At 63.1% G+C, this 19,729-nt stretch carries 15 protein-coding genes; 6 read left to right on the forward strand and 9 right to left on the reverse strand.

Translation table 11 applies throughout. From position 1 onward, the window contains the following. On the reverse strand, positions 1-989 hold a 989-nt coding region (locus tag EOA22_RS04265), incomplete at its 3' end, for an ABC transporter permease subunit (protein ID WP_127389856.1). Positions 990-1,039: 50 nt separating this feature from the next. Further along, a complete protein-coding gene (locus EOA22_RS04270; RefSeq protein WP_013527993.1) occupies positions 1,040-2,632 on the reverse strand; it encodes an ABC transporter substrate-binding protein in 1,593 nt (530 codons plus the stop codon). Positions 2,633-3,085: 453 nt separating this feature from the next. Here EOA22_RS04270 and EOA22_RS04275 point away from each other — a divergent pair, with 453 nt between their 5' ends. Together EOA22_RS04275 and EOA22_RS04280 are read left to right on the forward strand one after the other, a co-directional pair. Beyond that, a complete protein-coding gene (locus tag EOA22_RS04275; RefSeq protein WP_063169935.1) occupies positions 3,086-5,092 on the forward strand; it encodes a long-chain fatty acid--CoA ligase in 2,007 nt (668 codons plus the stop codon). Next, entirely contained in the window at positions 5,089-5,826 is a 738-nt protein-coding gene (locus EOA22_RS04280) for a methyltransferase (RefSeq protein WP_027161817.1), read from the forward strand. Before EOA22_RS04275 ends, EOA22_RS04280 begins: the two co-directional genes overlap by 4 nt. A 359-nt stretch (positions 5,827-6,185) precedes the next feature. On the opposite strand, the gene EOA22_RS04285 is transcribed toward EOA22_RS04280, so the two are convergent. After that, the gene (locus EOA22_RS04285) at positions 6,186-6,908 is read right to left on the reverse strand and encodes an HAD family hydrolase (protein WP_063169934.1); all 723 of its coding nucleotides are present in this window, start codon (positions 6,906-6,908) and stop codon (positions 6,186-6,188) included. A 5-nt stretch (positions 6,909-6,913) separates the two neighbouring features. Beyond that, positions 6,914-8,557 (reverse strand): glucose-6-phosphate isomerase, encoded by a 1,644-nt coding sequence (pgi, locus tag EOA22_RS04290; RefSeq protein WP_082826639.1) that lies wholly within the window; start codon positions 8,555-8,557, stop codon positions 6,914-6,916. A 323-nt stretch (positions 8,558-8,880) separates the two neighbouring features. Here pgi and EOA22_RS04295 point away from each other — a divergent pair, with 323 nt between their 5' ends. From EOA22_RS04295 to EOA22_RS04305, 3 genes are all read left to right on the forward strand, one after another. Next, positions 8,881-10,374, forward strand: coding sequence for a PLP-dependent aminotransferase family protein (locus EOA22_RS04295; protein WP_024503382.1), 1,494 nt, complete (start codon positions 8,881-8,883; stop codon positions 10,372-10,374). Between the two features lie 192 nt (positions 10,375-10,566). Continuing rightward, entirely contained in the window at positions 10,567-12,156 is a 1,590-nt protein-coding gene (locus EOA22_RS04300) for a trimethylamine methyltransferase family protein (protein WP_027161820.1), read from the forward strand. Positions 12,157-12,218: 62 nt separating this feature from the next. Continuing rightward, positions 12,219-13,448 carry an aromatic ring-hydroxylating dioxygenase subunit alpha gene (locus EOA22_RS04305; RefSeq protein ID WP_063169932.1) on the forward strand — a complete coding sequence of 410 codons (1,230 nt, stop codon included), beginning with the start codon at positions 12,219-12,221 and terminating at the stop codon, positions 13,446-13,448. A 146-nt stretch (positions 13,449-13,594) separates the two neighbouring features. Here the strand turns inward: EOA22_RS04305 and EOA22_RS04310 are convergent, their stop codons facing one another. From EOA22_RS04310 to EOA22_RS04325, 4 genes are all read right to left on the reverse strand, one after another. Further along, a complete protein-coding gene (locus EOA22_RS04310) occupies positions 13,595-13,993 on the reverse strand; it encodes a hypothetical protein (protein ID WP_082826722.1) in 399 nt (132 codons plus the stop codon). A 64-nt stretch (positions 13,994-14,057) separates the two neighbouring features. Beyond that, entirely contained in the window at positions 14,058-15,446 is a 1,389-nt protein-coding gene (gene chrA, locus EOA22_RS04315) for a chromate efflux transporter (protein ID WP_063169930.1), read from the reverse strand. Beyond that, on the reverse strand, positions 15,443-16,261 hold the full coding sequence (locus tag EOA22_RS04320; protein ID WP_063169929.1) for a chromate resistance protein ChrB domain-containing protein: 819 nt from the start codon (positions 16,259-16,261) through the stop codon (positions 15,443-15,445). The genes chrA and EOA22_RS04320 overlap by 4 nt, the downstream gene beginning before the upstream one ends. A gap of 215 nt (positions 16,262-16,476) precedes the next feature. Further along, the gene (locus tag EOA22_RS04325; protein ID WP_013528004.1) at positions 16,477-18,282 is read right to left on the reverse strand and encodes an IlvD/Edd family dehydratase; all 1,806 of its coding nucleotides are present in this window, start codon (positions 18,280-18,282) and stop codon (positions 16,477-16,479) included. A 146-nt stretch (positions 18,283-18,428) separates the two neighbouring features. Between EOA22_RS04325 and EOA22_RS04330 the strand changes: the two genes are divergently transcribed. Then, entirely contained in the window at positions 18,429-18,881 is a 453-nt protein-coding gene (locus tag EOA22_RS04330) for a carbon monoxide dehydrogenase subunit G (protein ID WP_013528005.1), read from the forward strand. A gap of 27 nt (positions 18,882-18,908) precedes the next feature. On the opposite strand, the gene EOA22_RS04335 is transcribed toward EOA22_RS04330, so the two are convergent. After that, the coding region (locus EOA22_RS04335; RefSeq protein WP_164755238.1) for an Mrp/NBP35 family ATP-binding protein at positions 18,909-19,729 on the reverse strand (821 nt) is incomplete at its 5' end.

Genomic DNA, 19,729 nt, shown 5'->3' on the forward strand with positions numbered 1-19,729 from the left:
GGGTTGATGACGGCGTAGAGCACGTCGACGATGACGTGCACGGACATGACGATCAGCGCGATCAAAAGCAACCCGCCCTGCACGGTGAAATAGTCGCGCTTGGAAATGGCGTCGATCATCCATTTGCCGATGCCGGGCCAGGAGAAGATGCTCTCGGTCAGGATGGCGCCGGTGAGCAGCGTGCCGACCTGCAGGCCGATGGTGGTGACGACCGGGATCAGCGCGTTGCGGAAGGCGTGCAGGCCGATGACCCTACGCGGCGCCAGGCCCTTGGCGCGCGCGGTGCGGACATAGTCCTCACCCAGCACCTCGAGCATCGCCGAGCGCGTCTGCCTCGCGATGACGGCGAGCGGAATGGTGCCGAGCACGATGGTCGGCAAGATCAGGTGCGACAGCGCCGAACGGAAGGCGCCCTTCTGGCCCGAGATCAGGGAATCGATGGTCATGAAGCCGGTCACCGGCTTGAAGAAGTAGAGGAGGTCGATGCGGCCTGAAACCGGCGTCCAGTGCAGCATGCCGGAGAACACGATGATCAGCAGCAGACCCCACCAGAAGATCGGCATGGAATAGCCGGCCAGCGCCGTGCCCATGGTCAGTTGGTCGAACCAGGAGCCGCGGCGGATGGCAGCGAAAATGCCGGCGGCCACACCCAGGATGACGGCAAAGATCATGGCGAAGATGGCGAGCTCGACCGTTGCCGGAAAGCGGACAAGGAAGTCCTTGAGCACCGGTGTCTTGGTGGAAAACGAGGTGCCGAAATCACCGCCGAGGATGTTCGTCAGATAGGTCAGATATTGTTGCCAGATCGGCAGGTCGAAACCGAACTGGTGCATGAGCGCCGTGTGGCGTTCGGGCGACAGGCCGCGTTCGCCCGCAAGCACCAGCACCGGATCACCGGGCAGGATGCGCACGAAGCCAAAGGCGAGGATGGTTATCCCGATGAAGGTCGGGATGATGAGGGCGAGCTTGCCGAGGATATAACGCAGCATGGCGGGCGAGTGGGGGCGTCACCACATGGTGGCGCCCCCGTTTCGCAACCTTATTCGGCGATATCGACGCCGTCGAAGCGGTGGATACCGAGCGGATCCATCGCAAAGCCGGTGACGGTCTTCTGCATCGGCATGAACACCTTGGAGTGAGCGAGCGTCGCCCAGGGTGCCTGTTCCTTGAAGATGACCTGTGCCTGTTCATAGAGCTTGGTGCGCTCGGCCTGATCCGAAACGGTCTTGGCCTTGTTGATGAGCGCATCGAAGTCCTTGTTGCACCATTCCGCGCGGTTGTTCGAACCGACGGAAGCGCAGCTCAGGAGCACGCCGAGGAAGTTGTCCGGATCGCCATTGTCGCCGGTCCAGCCGACGATGACGGCGCCGTCGTGATCGACCGCGGAAGCGCGCTTGAGGTATTCACCCCAATCGTAGCTGACGATCTCGACGGTGACGCCGACCTTGGCGAAGTCCGCCTGGATCAATTCGGCGGTGCGGCGCGCGTTCGGCATGTAGGGGCGCGACACCGGCATGGCCCAGACGTTCATCTTGAGGTCCTTGACGCCGGCCTCTTCAAGCAGCTTCTTGGCTGCATCCGGATCGTACGGATCGTCCTTCACTTCCTTGTTGTAGGACCACATGGTCGGCGGGATCGGGTTGACCGCCACCTGGCCGGCACCCTGGAAGACCGCGTCGATGATGGCCTTCTTGTTGATGGCCATGTTGAGCGCCTTGCGCACGCGCACGTCGTCGAACGGCTTCTGCTGGGTGTTGTACATCAGCGCGCCGACATTGAGGCCTTCCTGCTCCTCGACCTTCAGGTTCGCATCGGCCTGCAGGCCGGCGATGTCGGCCGGTGCCGGGTACGACATGATGTTGCATTCGCCGGCCTTGAGCTTCTGTGCGCGCACGGCCGGATCGGTGGTGATGGCGAAGACCAGATCGTCGATCTTCTGCTTGCCGCCCCAATAGTCCGGGTTGGCCTTGTAGCGGATGGCGGCGTCGGTCTGGTAGTCGACGAAGATGAACGGGCCGGTGCCGATCGGCTTCTGGTTGAACAGCTCAGGCGTCTTGTCGGCCTGCAGCTTGTCGGCATATTCCTTGGAGACGACGGAGGCAAAATCCATGCCCAGCGTCGGAATGAAGGTGATCGCCGGCTCCTTGAGGGTGAACTTCACCGTCAGGTCATCGACCTTCTCGACCTTGGTGATGTTGTCGCCGAACTGGTCATTGTAATACTGGTAGGCAATGCCCGGAATGTACTGGAACCAGGGACCGTTCTTGTCGACCTGACGTTCGAACGAGAACACCACGTCGTCGGCGTTGAAGTCGCGCGTCGGGGTGAAATAGTCGGTGGCGGCGAACTTGACGCCCTTGCGCAGCTTGAAGACATATTCCTTGCCATCGTCGGAGATCGTCCAGCTTTCGGCCAGGCCCGGCGAGGTCGTCGTCTTGCCGTGATCGAATTCGACGAGGCGGTTGAAGACGGTGCGCGAGGACGCGTCGAACGTCTGGCCTGCGGTATACGGCGCCGGATCGAAACCTTCCGGCGAAGCTTCCGCGCAGTAGACCAGAGTTTTCGCATTGGCCATGCCGCCCAGGACGCTTGCAGCCAGCAACGCGGCTGCAAAAGTCAGCTTCTTATTCATTGAGCACTCCCTGATGTTCTTCCAAGCCCCTCTATCAGGCTCGCGAAGCGCGCATATAAGCACCGTTTTTCCGGCTTTGGAACACCCCGTTTGCTTACCCCGCGGGAAGCAGGAAAAAAATCCGCAACTTTGCCAAATTGCAGAAAAAATTAGCCGTTTCTTCCGTTCACGAGATTATTAACAGCCGAATTTTTTTATTGATCGCCAGGCTGACGATATAAATGTTCCCGGCGCTTCCGAGCGGCCGTGGGATGCGTCAGGACACCGCCTGGAGCGCTGGCGGCGGCAAAGACTTTCGACGGCAAATCTTTCGCCGCGTTGCCGCAAGGGCAAGACTTGCACGCTCACCAAGGGAGGCAATACATAGGGTGTAGCGGCCGCAGCGGAGGACGCCCTTGCCAATTCAGGGGCGAGTGCGGCACGGATGAACAAGACTTGTCCAGGGAGGAACGGTTGGCAAAAGCATCAAGGACGACGGCGCCGGTGAAAGCGGGAGCCAAGGCGCCGTCGAAAGCAGCCGGTACTGCCAAGCCGAAAGCACCCGTTGCCAAAGCCGCCAAGCCGAAGGCGGCCGCGGCACCTGTAAGGGCAAGCACAAAGCCGGCGGTGAAAGCCCCGGCCAAGGCTGCGGCCGGAAAGACGGCGCCGGGGCGTAAAGCGGGTGCGGCAAAGCCCGCTGCCAGGCCGGCCTCGAAGGCCGCGGCAGCGGTGAAGGCCCCACCGGCGGCAAAGCCGGCCGACGCCACCGCCAACCGATTGCCGAAAGCGCTGACGGCGCTGGCCGCCGGCTTGCCGGAAAAGCCGTGGCTCAAGAGCTATCCGAAAAACGTGCAGGCGGAGATCGGCGCCCTGCCCTACAGCTCGATCGGCGATTTCCTCGTCGCCGCCTGCAAGCAGTTTTCCGCGCAGCCGGCCTTCACCTGCATGGACAAGTCCATCAGCTACACCGATGTCGAGCGGCTGTCGGCGGCCTTCGGCGCCTACCTGCAATCGAAGGGCCTGCAGAAAGGCGCGCGCGTCGCGCTGATGATGCCCAACGTGCTGCAATATCCGGTGGCGATGATGGCGATCTTGCGAGCGGGTTATGTGGTGGTGAACATCAATCCGCTCTACACGCCGCGCGAGCTCGAACACCAGCTGAAGGATTCCGGGGCGCAAGCCATCGTCATCCTGGAGAACTTCGCCAACACCTTGCAGGCGGTGATCGCCAGGACCGCGGTCAAGCATGTGGTGGTCGCCGCGATGGGCGACATGCTTGGCGGGCTGAAGGGCACAATCGTCAATTTCGTCGTGCGCCGCGTGAAGAAGATGGTGCCGGCATGGTCGCTGCCCGGCCATGTCAAGTTCAATGCCGCCATGAAGGCCGGCGCCGGTATGGGCTTCAGGCCGGCCAAGGTGGCAGCCGACGATGTCGCCTTCCTGCAATATACGGGCGGCACCACGGGCGTCTCGAAGGGCGCCACGCTGCTGCACAGCAACGTGCTCGCCAACGTCGCGCAGAACGCGCAGTGGATGGAGGACGCCTACACGATCAAGCCGAAACCCGCGCATCCCAACTTCATCTGCGCGCTGCCGCTCTATCATATCTTCGCGCTGACGGTGAACGCGCTGATGGGCATGCAGCAGGGCGCCCGCAATGTGCTCATTCCCAATCCGCGCGACATCCCAGGCTTCGTCAAGGAATTGCAGAAATATCCGGTGCACATCTTTCCCGGCCTCAACACGCTGTTCAACGCGCTGCTCAACAATGAGGATTTCCGCAAGCTCGACTTCAAGCCGCTGGTGCTGACGCTGGGCGGCGGCATGGCGGTGCAGAAGGGCGTCGCCGAACGCTGGAAGGCGCTGACCGGATGTTCGGTCACCGAAGGCTACGGCCTCTCGGAAACCTCGCCGGTGGCCACCGCCAACAAGTTCACCGCCGGCGACTTCACCGGCACCATCGGCTTGCCGCTGCCCTCGACGGAGATCGCCATCCGCGACGAAGACGGCAACAATTTGCCGCTCGGCGAGGTCGGCGAAGTCTGCATCCGGGGGCCGCAAGTGATGGCGGGCTACTGGAACCGGCCGGATGAGACCGCCAAGGTGATGACCAAGGACGGCTACTTCAAATCCGGCGACATGGGCTTCATGGACGAGCGCGGCTACACCAAGATCGTCGACCGCAAGAAGGACATGATCCTGGTCTCGGGCTTCAACGTCTATCCCAACGAGCTCGAGGAAGTCGTGGCGATGCATCCGGGCGTGCTCGAAGTGGCGGCGATCGGCGTGCCGGACGAGCATTCGGGCGAGGTGCCGAAACTGTTCGTGGTCAGGAAGGATCCGGCGCTGACCGCCGAGGCACTGACCGCCTTTTGCCGCGAGAACCTGACCGGCTACAAGCGGCCCAGATACATCGAATTCCGCACCGAACTGCCGAAGACGCCGGTCGGCAAGATCCTGCGGCGAGCGCTGCGCGAATGATTGCAGCCGGCGGCGCGGATGCCGTAGATGCACCTTGCCGTCCTGACCCGGCAGAGTTCATCAGGACGAACATGCGCCTCGCCCCGGTGCCGTCGGTGCCTGAGATCCAGCTTTTTACACCGCACCCGGCCAGTGGCCTGAGACGGCTTACCGATACGCACCAAAGCGCTGACGACGATGACGACACGATCGAGGCGGACAACAATGGACCTGAGCCGCAGCCGCCTTACTGGGCTTACGTGTGGGCCGGCGGCGCGGTGCTTGCGCGCCATATACTGGATCATCCGCAAACGGTAGCCGGTCGCCGCGTGCTCGACCTTGGTGCCGGCTCCGGCCTTGTCGGCATCGCCGCAGCCAAGGCCGGTTCGCGCGAAGTGATCGCCGCCGAGATCGACCGTAACGGCGTTGCCGCGATCGGCCTCAATGCCGCGGCCAACGGCGTCGAGATCGCCATTGTCGACAAGGACATTACCACGGGTCCCCCGCCGGCGGTCGAGCTCGTGCTTGCCGGCGACGTGTTCTACGGCCCTGAGGTTGCTCTGCGGGTTATCCCGTTCCTCGACCGCTGCCTGGCGGCCGGCATCGAGGTGCTGGTCGGAGATCCCCGCCGCAACGACCTGCCGCTGTCCCGGCTGCGATTGCTCGCCGAATACAAGGTGCCGGATTTCGGCGACGCGAAGGGGGCTGCGACGAGGCTTAGCGGCGTCTTTTCGTTTGAGGAGGGAGCGCGCTGACGCCACAGAGCAAGCCTAAATTCTACTCATTGTGGACAAACATCGAGGGCAGAAAATAGATTCGACTAGCCGTTGGTCGGAGAAGTCGAGTGGCGTGGATTAAAGTTGTTCAACGTATCGGTTTCACAGTTTGCCCAAAATGCGAAAATCGGGGCTTCGATCTTCAGCCAGGCGAAGACATCGACAGCGCAAAGCGCCAAGATCAGGTGCGGCAAATGCGGGTACGTTTGTTCTGCTGATGAGTGGCCCATTGTGTCCGAAAACAAACCAGAAGCTCGATAGTTTCCATGGACTGCTCCCCCATCTCGGCCATTGGCAGAAAATCCCGAGGTGAATCGAGTTTGACCTAGCCTTTCCCGTCAGATCGTCTCCCTGACCCGCGCCGAGAGAAAATCCGGCAGGTCGGCGACCGAATCCAGAACCACATCGGCAATGCCGGCCAGCGATTCGCGGGTGCCGGTGCCGGAGAGCACGCCGACCGCCAGCCCGCAGCCGCCGGCACGTGCCATTTCGAGGTCGTGCCGGTTGTCGCCGACCATGGCGATTTCCGCCGGCTTGAGGCCGGTGAGATCGCTAAAGGCCTGGATGGTGTCGGGCGCCGGCTTCGGATTGGCCACCGCGTCGTAGCCATAGGCCGCGTCGAACAATTGAGCGACGCCGAGCGTGACCAGCGTCTTTTCCGCGCCGCTGGTCGAATCGTTGGTGGCGACGCCAAGCCGGTAGGATTTCCTGTGCAGTGCCGTCAGCGTATCGACGATGCCCGGCAGCGCCACGGCCATCGCCGAGCCTTGTACGGAGGTGATCTCGTTGAAGCGGGCAACCGCAAGCATCTGATCCTCGTTGGACAGGCGTGGGAACCACAATTCGACGACGTCGAGATTGGTGCCGGAGGCAAAGATGGAGTCCGGCTTGAAACGCTTGTTGGCGAAATCGAAGCCGGCAGCGGCCAGCAGCCTGTCGGCTTTCCAGCGATCGCCTTCCGACGCATCCATGGCCATGAAGTCGGCAACGCCGAGCCAGGTGGCGTTGAAGTCGACAAGCGTGCCGTCCTTGTCGAACAATATTCCCTTGATGTCTGCCAAGCTTTTCACTCCGAGCCACGCAAATGCTGGATGAATCCCACAAGGCCAGCGGTCGATGCATCCCGATTGGCGGCACTTTCCTTGCCCTCCACGACAGGCAACAGGCCGGTGGCCAGTTCCTTGCCGAGTTCGACGCCCCACTGATCGAAGGAGTTGATGTTGAACAGCGTGCCCTCGACGAAGACGCGGTGCTCGTAGAGCGCGATCAGCCGGCCGAAGGTGCGCGGGTCGAGCTTTCTGTAGAGGATGGTGACCGAGGGACGGTTACCCGAGAAGACGCGGTGCGGCGCGATCTTGTCGACCTCGGCCGGCTTCATGCCCTTGGCCAGCATCTGGGCGCGCGCCTCGTCCAGCGTGCGGCCCTTCATCAGCGCTTCCGACTGCGCCAGGCAGTTGGCGAGCAGCAGATCATGCTGGTGCTTGAGATCGGGCTCGTGGCCGACGGCCGCGGCAAGGAATTCGACCGGGATGAAATCGGTGCCCTGGTGCAGCAGCTGGAAGAAGGCATGCTGGCCGTTGGTGCCGGGCTCACCCCAGACCAGCGGTCCGGTCGGCGTCGTCACCGCCGTGCCTTCGAGGGTGACGCTCTTGCCGTTCGATTCCATGTCAAGCTGCTGCAAATAGGCCGGCAGCCTGGACAGGCGCTGGTCGTAAGGGATGACGGCGCGCGCCGGGTAACCGCAGATCACGCGATGCCACCAGCCGACCAGTCCCAGCAGCGCCGGCAGGTTCTCCTGCACCGGCGCGGTGCGGAAATGCTCGTCCATCTCATGCGCGCCATCAAGGAAGGCGCGAAAATTCCGCGGGCCGACAGCGATCATCACCGGCAGGCCGATGGCACCCCAGAGCGAATAGCGGCCACCGACCCAGTCCCAGAAGCCGAAGACGCGATCGGGCGCGATGCCGAACTTGGCCACCAGGTCGAGCGCGGTCGAGACGGCGGCGAAATGCTTGCCGACCGCTTCCTTGCCGAGCGCCTTCTCCACCCAGTCGCGCGCCGTCTGCGCATTGGTCATCGTCTCGACGGTGGTGAAGGTCTTGGAAGCGATGATGAAAAGCGTGGTCTCGGCGGAGAGGCCCTTCAGCGTGTCGTGGATATGGGCGCCGTCTATGTTGGAGACGTAATGCGCGCGCGGCCCGTCATGATAGGGCGCCAGTGCCAGCGTCGCCATGGCCGGGCCGAGATCGGAACCGCCGATGCCGATGTTGACGATGTCGGTGATCTTCTTGCCGGTGGCGCCGGCCGCCTTGCCCGAGCGCACGGCATCGGCAAAGGCGCCCATGGCGTCGAGCACGGCGATGACGTCCGCCTTGACGTCCTGGCCATCGACGGTGACGCCCTTGCCGGTCAGGTTGCGCAGCGCCGTGTGCAGCACGGCACGGTCCTCGGTGACGTTGATCTTCTTGCCCGCGAACATGGCGGCGCGGCGGCCTTCGAGATCGGCGGCCTGCGCGAGCTTTTCCAGCTGCTCCATGGTGGTCGCGTCGACCGCGCACTTCGACCAGTCGAGCAGCAGATCGCCGTCGGTGGCGGAGAATTCCACGAACCGCTTGGGATCGGCGGCGAAGGTCTGGCGCATGCTGGCGGGCGCCGCCGCGCGGTGGTCGCGCAAGGCGGCGAGCTGTTTTTGAAAGGACGATTGATCCACTGCCAAACTCCGAGACCTCGAGCCATCATTACGGACCGGATGTTTCCGGCGCGTGTCGTCGCGACAATCTATCGGGCCGAACTCCACCCGTATCAATGCGCAGCGATGACGCACACCCACACGCCGCCATGACGCACGATGTCATCGCCGGGATGAAGCGCCGCGTCACCCCACGATGCCGCAACGCGGCATCAAAAGGACGTGAAGGATCACTGGCATAAATCCCAACGATCAGAAAAATTGATTGGCGCAACCCCTTGTGCCACGGTTACGTTCGGCTGGTCCAGCCAAACGAAAAAGGCTGGCCATCGAGGAAATCTCCCATGCCACAGCGAAACGACACGGCGATATGGTCCGGCCTGTTCCGGATTTCGGCCGAATCCGGCCAAACCCTGCAGGCGCAGATCCGCCAGGCCATCGTAGCCGCCATTCTCGACCGCCAGATCGCCGCTTCGATGCCGCTCCCTTCCTGCCGCATCCTGGCCGAAAAACTCGGCGTCGCGCGCGGAACCGTGGTGCTGGCGTTCCAGCAGCTCGTCGACCAGGGTTTCCTGGTGGCGCGCGAGCGGCGTGGCCATTTCGTCAATCCCGATGTGCTGGCGACACCGGCCAAGCCGCACCAGAAGGCGCCCGACCAGGCCAATGAGATCGACTGGAAGGCACGCCGCAAGATCGCCGCAAGCGACATGCCGCCGCCGGCCAAGCACGAGAACTGGATCAAGTCGTCCTATCCTTTCGTCTACGGGCAGTTCGACCCGGCGCTGTTCCCGACCGCTGAATGGCGCGAGTGCAACCGCATGGCGCTTGCCGTGCTGGAAATCCGCAACTGGGCATCCGATATGGTCGACCGTGACGATCCGCTGCTGATCGAGCAGATCCAGGCGCGGCTCCTGCCCCGGCGCGGCATCTTCGCCAATCCCGACGAGATCATCGTCACGCTGGGCGCCCAGAACGCGCTCTACATGCTGGCGACGCTGCTGATGTCCAAGGGCTCCAAGGTGGCGATGGAGGACCCCGGTTACCCCGACGCGCGCTCGATCTTCCGCCTTGCGGGCGCAGAGATACAGCCGGTGCCGGTCGACCAGTCCGGCATCGTAACTGCTTCTATTCCCAATGATTCCGGCTTCGTCTTCGTCACGCCCAGCCATCATTGCCCGACCATGGTGCCGTTGTCGGCGGAACGGCGGCAGGATCTTCTGGCGCGCGCCAACCGCTACAACCAGATCATCATCGAGGACGGCTATGACAGCCAGCTTCTCGACGAGGCACCGCAGCAAGCGCTGAAGAGCCTCGATCGTTCCGGCCGCGTGGTCTATGTCGGCTCGATGTCCAAGACGCTGGCTCCCGGCCTGCGGCTCGGCTACATCGTGGCGTCTGCCGGACTGATCGCGGAGCTCCGGGCGCTGCGCCGCTTCATGCTGCGTCATCCGCCGGCCAACAATCAGCGCGCCGTCGCACTGTTCCTGTCGCTCGGCCACCACGAGGCGCTGGTGCGGCGGCTGTCGTCAGCCTTCGACGAGCGGCGCAAGCGGCTGGTCCATGCGATTTCCGCCTTCCTGCCGGAATGGCGCTCGACCGATTCGGCCGGCGGTACGTCGCTGTGGCTCGAAGGGCCGCGCGGCACCGATTCGCGCGGGCTTGCCGAGGCAGCGGCCTCGCGCAGCGTCATCATCGAGCCAGGCGACCGCTTCTTCGATCGCACTGAAAAGCCTTCGCGTTTCATGCGGCTGGGCATCTCGTCGATCGCGCTACAGCACATCGAGCCAGGCATCCGCGAACTGGCCACGGCCGCCGGACGCAGACCCGCGGCCGCCTGATCCATCATCGACCTCTCGTGACCGGAGCCGCTCGCAGCGGCTCCGGTATTTTAGTTCTGGCACATGGAACTGAGCCAGCTGGCCCATAGGATGGGCCAGTGCCGGCGGCATAGTCGGCGTCATCAGGGGAAGAAGCAGGCCGATGGTGGACCAACCGCCACGAGTTCCTGCCGACGAAGTTGGAGTGCTTCCATGCCAGTGGCTGTCGAACAGCAGGACACGCCGGCGAACCGTCGTCCACAACGCTCCGGTCTTCGCGAAACAGGACATGCCATGCGATCATCTCCCCTGGTGGAGGATGCCAGACCACAGCACAAGGCCATCGAGGGCGGCGGCTACGGGCCGCTTCGCGGGGATGACCGCGAGCGTATCCACGAAGGCGTGCTGACGCTTCTGGAGACAGTGGGTTTCGCCAACGCCATTCCTTCCTGCATAAAGGTGCTGACCAAGGTGGGGGCGATCCATGGCGACGATGGCCGGGTCCGCTTTCCGCGCGCGCTCGTGCTCGACACCATCAAGCGGGCGGCACGACATTTCACGCTTCATGGCCAGGACCCCAGGCACGACATGGTGGTCCAGGGCAAGCGCGTGCACTACGGCACGGCAGGCATCGCCGTGCACCTGGTGGATCTGGAGAAGCGTGAGTACCGCGAATCCAAGCTGCAGGATATTTATGATGCCGCCCGCATCGTCGACGGGCTGGACAACATTCATTTCTTCCAGCGGCCGATGGTGGCGCGCGACATCGCCGATCCGCTCGAGATGGATTTCAACACGCTTTATGCCTGTGTGATGGGAACATCGAAGCACGTCGGAACATCCTTCACGGTGCGTGAGAACGTGAAGCCTGCACTTGAAATGCTGTACGCCATCGCCGGAGGCGAGGAGAATTTCCGCGCCCGGCCATTCGTTTCCAACTCCAATTCATTCGTCGTGCCGCCGATGAGGTTCGCCGAGGATGCCTGCGGCGTGCTCGAGGCCTGCGTCGAAGGCGGCATCCCGATCCTGCTGCTGTCGACCGGCCAGTCGGGCACGACGGCACCCGCCGCGATGGCCGGCGCCGTCGTGCAGGCAGTGGCCGAAGTGCTGGCCGGCCTGGTCTATGTCAACGCGCTCAAGCCCGGCCATCCGGCGATCTTCGGCGCATGGCCGTTCATGTCCGACCTGCGCACCGGCGCCATGGCCGGCGGGTCGGCCGAGCAGTCGGTGGCAACGGCGGCCTGTGCCCAGATGGCGCAATTCTACGACCTGCCCGGTGGCTCCGCCGCCGGCATGACGGATTCGAAATTGCCCGATATTCAGTCCGGCTACGAAAAGGGCATCACCAATGTGATGGCCGGCCTCTCCGGCCTCAACCTCGTCTATGAGGCGGCCGGCATGCATGCCTCGCTGCTCGGCTTCTGCCTGGAGAGCCTGGTCATCGACAACGACATGCTCGGTCATTGCCTGGGCTGCGCGCGTGGCATCGACGTGACTGACGAGGCCCTGTCGATCGACAGCATCGCGGAGGTCTGCCTCAAGGGTCCAGGCCACTATCTCGACAACGAACAAACGCTCAAGCTGATGCAGACCGAGCACTTCTATCCTGCCCTCGGCGATCGTTCCTCGCCGAAGGAATGGAACGAAAAAGGCCGGCCTGATATATTGCTGCGTGCGATCACCGAGAAGAAGCGCATTCTTGCCGAACGATTTCCGCGCCATGTGCCAAAACAGGTCGACGACAGATTGCGTGCCCGTTTCGGCAACCTGATCCACCTGCCGCGCACGCATATGGGCGGCTGACCGGAGACAAGTCTCGTGCAGCCATACAGCCATACACGACCAACCATCGGGCAGAACGACAAATGAGTGTGCATCCTATCCAGCAAGCCCCCACCGACGGCGACGCGATCGATCGGCTGGTGGCATCTCATCGGCCAGGCCACGGCCTGGTGCGTGCCTTCTATCATGACCCGGCGATCTTCGAGCGCGACATGGAACGGGTCTTTCGCCGCCACTGGCATTGCCTGGCCCACGCCAGCGTTATCCCGAACCCCGGCGATTTCGAGCTGTTCAAACTGGGCGACGAGGCGGTCATCCTGACACGCGGCATGGATGGCACCGTGCATGCCATGCTCAACGTCTGTCGCCACCGCGGCGCCGAGGTCTGCACCAAGCAGAAGGGCAACGCGAAGATGTTCGTGTGCCCCTACCACGCCTGGGCCTATTCCAATGACGGATCGTTGCGCGCTGCCCGCCTGATGCCAAAGGATTTCGACCGCACGGCGCACGGGCTGAAGAAGCTTCATGTCCGCGTCGCATCCGGTCTGGTCTTCATTTCCTTCGCCGAGACGCCGCTCGATTTCGATCCGATCGAACAGTCGCTGCGAACGAGCTGCGGCCAGTATGGCTGGGGCGACGCCAAGGTTGCGTATCGTCAGTCCTATCCGCTCGACGCCAACTGGAAGCTCGCCGTCGAGAACTATGTCGAATGTTACCATTGCGGGCCGGCGCATCCGGAATATTCGCAGACGCATGCGCTGGAAAAGCCGGCAGAAATGATCGAGCAGCTCAATGCGGCGATGGAGCAACGCACCTGCGCGCTCGGCATCGAGATCGGCAGCGCCAACCGCTGGCAGAACTCGGCGGCCGGCCAGGAAGCAATCCACACCTTCCGCTATGCGCTCTATGACGGCGTTTCGAGCGGCAGCCAGGATGGATCGCCGGTGGCCCCGCTGATGGGACGCTTCTCCGACTATGACGGTGGCGTCACTTCCATCCATCTCGGCGGCACGACCTTCCTCGTATGCTATCCCGATCACGGCATGATCTACCGCTTCATCCCGAAAACGGCTGGCACCTGCGAGATGGAGCTGATCTGGCTGGTGCGCGGCGACGCGGTCGAGGGCCAGGATTACGATCTGGAGAAGCTGACCTGGCTGTGGAAGATCACCACCGAAGAGGACAAGAAGATCATCGAGCACACCGCGCGCGGCGTGCGCTCGCACTATTTCGTGCCCGGACCTATCGCGCCGATGGAATACAACGAACTGCGCTACATCGGCTGGTATCTCGAGGAGATCAGCCGGGCCTGAACGGCTCGGCTGCCTTAGAGCATTCACCGTTTCACGGAAACGGCGATCTGCTCTAACTCTTTGTTTTGACGCAATTCTAGACGGAAAACCGCTCACACTTTTCCTAGAATTGCTCTAGGAGAATCAGGCAGATCTTGCCTTTCGCGTCATTCCGCGCTGAGCCCGTATCGGTCGACGACTTCGGGGTTGATGAGCTTGGCATGCAGCGTCATCAGCACGATCTGCGCGTCGAGGCTGTCACCGGCTTCAAGCGCCGCCTCGATGCGGCGCTCGGCTCCCAGCGTCCGCTCATGGCCATTGGCTTGCTCGAAGGTTTCGGGACCCGCGATGCAATAGCTGCATAATTGTGCCACCGACGCATAGGTGCCCGGTGGCGGCTCGTCGGGCCAGCGATCCTTCATGAGATTGACGAGGGTAAGCTTCACGCCCTCCGGCACAAGGGCTGGATGCAGATCGGCGCCGCGCAATGCATCGTCGAGCTGCCTCAAGTCGCCCGAACGGCCGAACACTCCGAGGAAGCCGAGGGAAGATCGCCGTCCGGCCATGATGTTTCCTTCCATTTCCAGCCCACTTAGGTGGTGGGCAAGCGGATTGCAAAGGCGGTGCTGTCTAACCAGCCGCCGCCAGCAAGATCCCTGCAAGGGCGGATAGCGCGAGTGTCGGCAGCATGCCGACTTTCAGCTTCAGGATGGCGACCATGGCGGCCACGGAAAGCAAGGCCGCGCGCCAGTCGATCGACGAAGGCACCGGCACGTTCATGCCAAGGCCCGTTGCGTGCACCTCACGGAAGATGACGTGCAAGGCAAACCATAGGGCCAGATTCATAATTACCCCGACAACGGCGGCGGTGATCGCGCCCAGTGCGGCCGACAGTGCCTTGTTGCCGCGCAAGGCCTCGATGTAGGGCGCACCGAGGAATATCCAGAAGAAGCAAGGCGTGAACGTCACCCACAGAGTGAGCAAAGCCCCCAGCGATCCGGCAACCAACGGGTCCAGCGAGCCGGAATGGCGGAACGCGGCGATGAAGCCGACGAACTGCAGCACCAGGATGAGCGGCCCTGGCGTGGTTTCGGCGAGCCCAAGGCCATCGACCATTTCACCCGGCACCAGCCAGCCGAAGGACTGGACGGCTGCCTGTGCGACATAAGCGAGGACCGCATAGGCGCCACCGAAGGTGACGACAGCCATGAGACTGAAGAACCGGCCTATCTCGGTCCAGACGCTTGCAGAGCCGGTGAACCACCAGATCAAAAGAACAGGCCCGAGCCAGAGCGGCAGCCAGATCGCGACGGTGCGCGGTGCATGCCATCTGGTCGGTTTGACATGGGCCAGTTCGCCACGCTCGAACATCAGGTCGACCGCTCCCTTGAAGTCGGCAACATCGTCCTTGCCATGGGCCGAGCCGAAAAACAGGGCGGGAGCAATGCGATCCCCCAGCCATCCCGTCAGGCCGGCTAGCAGGACGATGAGCGGAAAGGGCACATTCAACGCATAGATGGCGATGAACGCCGCGACCGCGATCGACACCATGACCCGGTTCTTGAGGGCACGCCGGCTGATCCGGACCACCGCCTCGACGACAATGGCAAGCACAGCCGCCTTGACCCCGAAAAACAGCGCCGCGACAAGCGGCACGTCGCCATAGAGGACGTAGAGGCTGCTCAAGGCGAGCATGACGAGCGCGCCCGGCAAGACGAACAGGATGCCGGCGACAAGGCCGCCGGCCGTCCTGTGCAGCAGCCAACCGATGTAGATGGCGAGTTGCTGGGCTTCCGGGCCAGGCAGCAGCATGCAGTAGTTCAGCGCGTGCAGGAAACGCCGCTCACCGATCCAGCGCCGCTCCTCGACCAGTTCCTTGTGCATCAGCGCGATCTGCCCGGCCGGACCGCCAAAGCTGAGCAATCCGATTTTCGCCCAGACCTTCACGGCCTCGGTGAAGGTCGGTGCAGCCGGCACCGGGACGGTTCCCGCCTTATTGTCCGGGACAAGAGCGGTCACGACGGCTTACCCGCAGCCGGCCAGTTGTGCGTTTCTTCGGTGGCGTCGCGACACCAGCGGAAGAACGCGTCGTAGAGCAGCATGCCTGCTTCCAGTTGTTCCAGATCGTCGCGGTACATACGCGACAGACCAAGCGAGGCAGCCAGAAAGCCGGCCGCCTGAGGCACCAGGTCAAGGCTTGCAGTGTCGGCCGCCCGCACGATTGCAGCGAGGCGATCGAGCGCCGCGGATTCCAGCCCGAACTCCTCGATCATCGTGTCGAAGGTGCAGCGCTCGCCGCGATGGCTCCAAAACACATTGTCGATGTCGAACGGCACGGCCTGAAAGCGGTCGGCAACAGCCAACACTTCAGCGGGTTCGACGAACAGGAACACCGCGTCGGGGTCGACGAAACGCCGGATCAGCCACGGGCAAGCGATGCGGTCGACCTTCGGGCGCGATCGCGTCACCCAGACGTTGGCGCCCTTTTCATTGCGTGGCGACATCTTGGCGGTGCGGGCCAAAAGCCCTCCGGCATCGCGCCAGGCCTCAAACCCGCCTTCGAGAGATTCAGCTGATATCCCCTCATGGCGCAGCCATGCGGCCACGCCTTGCGAGAGCTTTTGCCCCCTCTGGCAAACGACGGCCACCGGCTTGCCGGCGAACGTGGCCGCCCAGGTTGAAACGGTTTTGAAATCGCGACGGCACGACGCCGGCAACAGCCGCGGATCGGCGTCGAAATCTTCATCTATGCGAACATCGACAACGACTGGGGCGCCCGGCAGACCTATGAGCCGGGACAATTGCGGTACGGTGATAGCGGTTGTTGACGGCATGGCGTCCACCTCCTGAAAAGAGAAGCTTGGACGCGAACGTTGGGCTGACGCCTCACGGGGTCGTCGCGATGCACCCCTTGTCATGATGGTGGATTTGTTGGGCGCGCTTGTCAAGGACGGTGGCCGTTCTCGACCTACCCGGCCGCGATGCAACACGCTGACCGGAAAACCGACGGCGGCCTGATTTGATCAAGCCGCCATCCGTCGATCCAGAATCAATGATTGTCCCTGGGGACACCGCTGGTGTGCGCGACATCCTGGTATTTCACCGCCGGCTTCAGCACCATTCCCTCCGAAAACTGCGCGACCATACCGCGCTGGATCTCCTGCCAGGGCGTCTGGTGCTCGGGATAGTGGAAGCCGCCATTGTTCTGCAGTTCGGCGCGGCGCCGGGTGATCTCGTCGTCGGTGACGAGGATGTCGGCCGTGCCCTTGCGCAAGTCGATGCGGACCCGGTCGCCCGTCTTGAGCAGCGCCAGTCCGCCGCCGATCGCCGCTTCCGGCGAGGCGTTGAGGATCGACGGCGAACCCGACGTGCCCGACTGGCGGCCGTCCCCGATGCAGGCGAGCGCGTGGATGCCCTTCTTGATGAGATAGGCCGGCGGCTGCATGTTGACGACCTCGGCACCGCCGGGATAGCCGACCGGGCCGGCGCCGCGCATGAACAGGATGGTGTGTTCGTCGATGCCTTGCGCCGGGTCGTCGATGCGGGCGTGGTAATCCTCCGGCCCGTCGAAAACCATGGCGTTGCCTTCGAAAGCCTCGGGATCCCTAGGATTGGACAGATAGCGCTCGCGAAACTCGGGCGAGATGCCGCTGGTCTTCATGATCGCCGAATCGAACAGATTGCCCCTGAGGTTGATGAAGCCGGCATTGGCCTTCAGCGGCTTGGCGACAGAGCGGATGACGTCGGGGTTTTCGTTGGCGACGCCCTCGCTATTCTCGCCGATCGACTTGCCGTTGACGGTGCGTGCGCCGGGATGCGGCAACAGGTCGCCCTTCATCAGTTCGGCAATGACCGCCGGCACGCCGCCGGCATGATGGTAGTCCTCGCCAAGATATTCGCCCGTCGGCTGCAAATTGACCAGCAGCGGCACATTGAGGCCGACCGTCTGCCAGTCGTCATTGTCGAGCTTGACACCAAGGTGGCGGGCGATGGCATTGAGGTGGATCGGCGCGTTGGTCGAGCCGCCAATGGCCGAATTGACGACGATGGCGTTCTCGAAAGCCTCTCTCGTCATGATGTCGGACGGCTTCAGATCCTCATGCACCATCTCGACGATGCGTTTTCCGGTCTCATAGGAAATCTGGCCACGCTCGCGGTAGGGCGCGGGAATGGCGGCCGAGCCCGGCAACTGCATGCCAAGCGCCTCGGCCAGCGAGTTCATCGTGGTGGCGGTGCCCATGGTGTTGCAATAGCCGGTGGACGGCGCCGACGAGGCGACGATGTCCATGAACTCGTCATAATCGATCTCGCCGGCCGACAGGCGCTGGCGTGATTCCCAGACGATGGTACCGGAGCCGGTGCGCTTGCCCTTGTGCCAGCCATTGAGCATCGGCCCGACCGACAGCGCGATCGCCGGAATGTTGACGGTGGCCGCTGCCATCAGCAGCGCCGGCGTCGTCTTGTCGCAACCGATGGTCAGCACGACGCCATCGAGCGGGTAGCCGTAAAGCACCTCGACCAGGCTGAGATAGGCAAGGTTGCGGTCGAGCGCTGCGGTCGGGCGCTTGCCGGTCTCCTGGATCGGATGGCAGGGGAACTCGAACGGAATACCGCCCATCGAGACGATGCCTTCGCGCACACGCTTGGCCAGTTCGATATGATGACGGTTGCAGGGCGACAGATCCGAGCCGGTCTGGGCGATGCCGATCAGCGGCTTGCCGGACATCAGTTCGGCGCGCGTCAGGCCGTAATTGAGATAGCGCTCGAGATAGAGAGCCGTCATGCCCGGATTGTCGGGATTGTCGAACCACTCCTGCGAGCGAAATTTTTTCTTATGGGTGGGGGCGCCTGCCATCATGGTCTCCGTATTTGTAAGACAAATCGATATGGCAACGCGCGGGAGCAGGCAAGAGGGCGTGCGGTCGCAACCGGACTTTGGTGCGATAGACACGCACCAAGCCGTGCGTTACGGGTTCGGACAGTCTTGTCCGGGAGGTTTTCATGGCTTTGGTGATCGAAGGCGAGGAGCGCATTGCCGCACCGCTGCAAAAAGTGTGGGAAGCGCTGAACGATCCCGAGGTCTTGAAGGCGACCATTCCCGGTTGCCAGAGCCTGGAGATGAAGTCGCCGACCGAGATGGCGGCAACCGTGGTGGTGAAGATCGGACCGATCAAGGCGACGTTCAACGGCGAAGTGACGCTGAAGAACCTGAAGCCGCCGCACTCCTACACCATCCAGGGCGAAGGCAAGGGCGGCATTGCAGGCTTCGCCAAGGGTGGCGCCGACGTGACGCTGACGGCAGATGGACCCGACGCCACGATATTGAACTACGCGGCCAAGGCCGATGTCGGCGGCAAGATCGCCCAACTCGGCAGCCGGCTGATCGAATCGACCTCGAAGAAACTGGCCGGACAGTTTTTTTCCAGCTTCGGCGAGAAGGTCGGCGCGGCCTAGGCTGCAGAGCGGCGGCTACCGAACAAGCTACTCGAAAACAATACTCGGCACCGCCGCTGCCGCAGCACCACGCTCTTCGTTAACCCGGTCCCAGACCTTCGAGGCGATGTCGCGGTAGATTTTCGCCTCGGCGCCGTCGGGCTTGGAGACGACAACCGGCGTGCCGGCATCCGAGCTTTCGCGAATGCCCATCTCGAGTGGCACCTCGCCGAGGAAGGTGACGCCAAGGCGCTCGGCCTCTCGCCGCGCCCCGCCATGACCGACGATGTCGTAGCGCTTGCCGGTGTCCGGGGCGATGAAATAGCTCATGTTCTCGACGATGCCGAGCAGCGGCACGTCGACCTTCTTGAACATGTTGAGGCCTTTTCGCGCGTCGATCAGGGCCAGGTCCTGCGGCGTCGAGACGATGACGGCGCCAGCCAGCGGCACCTGTTGGGCCATGGTCAGTTGCGCGTCGCCGGTGCCGGGCGGCATGTCGACGACGAGCACGTCGAGCCGACCCCATTCGACTTCACGCAGCATCTGCGTCAGTGCCGACATCACCATCGGGCCACGCCAGATCATCGGCGTTTCCTCGTCGACGAGGAAACCCATCGACATCACCTTCAGGCCGTAATTCTCCATCGGTTTCAGGATCTTGCCGTCGACGGTCTGCGGCCGGCCGTGGATGTTGAGCAGCCTTGGCATGGACGGGCCGTAGATGTCGGCATCGAGCACGCCGACGCGCAGGCCGTTGGCGGCGAGGCCGAGCGCGATGTTGACGGCGGTGGTCGACTTGCCGACGCCGCCTTTGCCGGAAGCAACGGCAATGATCGCTTCGATACCGGGCACGCCACGTTTGCCCGAAC

The organism is Mesorhizobium sp. M7A.F.Ca.US.014.04.1.1 (assembly GCF_003998745.1).
Lineage (GTDB): Bacteria > Pseudomonadota > Alphaproteobacteria > Rhizobiales > Rhizobiaceae > Mesorhizobium > Mesorhizobium ciceri.

What these genes read in the sequence shown, in the direction of transcription:
- EOA22_RS04320 (WP_063169929.1), bottom strand. Translation starts at nt 16,261, where the DNA reads ATGCCGTCAACAACCGCTATCACCGTACCGCAATTGTCCCGGCTCATA.
- EOA22_RS04300 (WP_027161820.1), top strand. Translation starts at nt 10,567, where the DNA reads ATGCCAGTGGCTGTCGAACAGCAGGACACGCCGGCGAACCGTCGTCCA.
- EOA22_RS04295 (WP_024503382.1), top strand. Translation starts at nt 8,881, where the DNA reads ATGCCACAGCGAAACGACACGGCGATATGGTCCGGCCTGTTCCGGATT.
- EOA22_RS04330 (WP_013528005.1), top strand. Translation starts at nt 18,429, where the DNA reads ATGGCTTTGGTGATCGAAGGCGAGGAGCGCATTGCCGCACCGCTGCAA.
- EOA22_RS04310 (WP_082826722.1), bottom strand. Translation starts at nt 13,993, where the DNA reads ATGGCCGGACGGCGATCTTCCCTCGGCTTCCTCGGAGTGTTCGGCCGT.
- EOA22_RS04280 (WP_027161817.1), top strand. Translation starts at nt 5,089, where the DNA reads ATGATTGCAGCCGGCGGCGCGGATGCCGTAGATGCACCTTGCCGTCCT.
- EOA22_RS04305 (WP_063169932.1), top strand. Translation starts at nt 12,219, where the DNA reads ATGAGTGTGCATCCTATCCAGCAAGCCCCCACCGACGGCGACGCGATC.
- EOA22_RS04270 (WP_013527993.1), bottom strand. Translation starts at nt 2,632, where the DNA reads ATGAATAAGAAGCTGACTTTTGCAGCCGCGTTGCTGGCTGCAAGCGTC.
- EOA22_RS04325 (WP_013528004.1), bottom strand. Translation starts at nt 18,282, where the DNA reads ATGGCAGGCGCCCCCACCCATAAGAAAAAATTTCGCTCGCAGGAGTGG.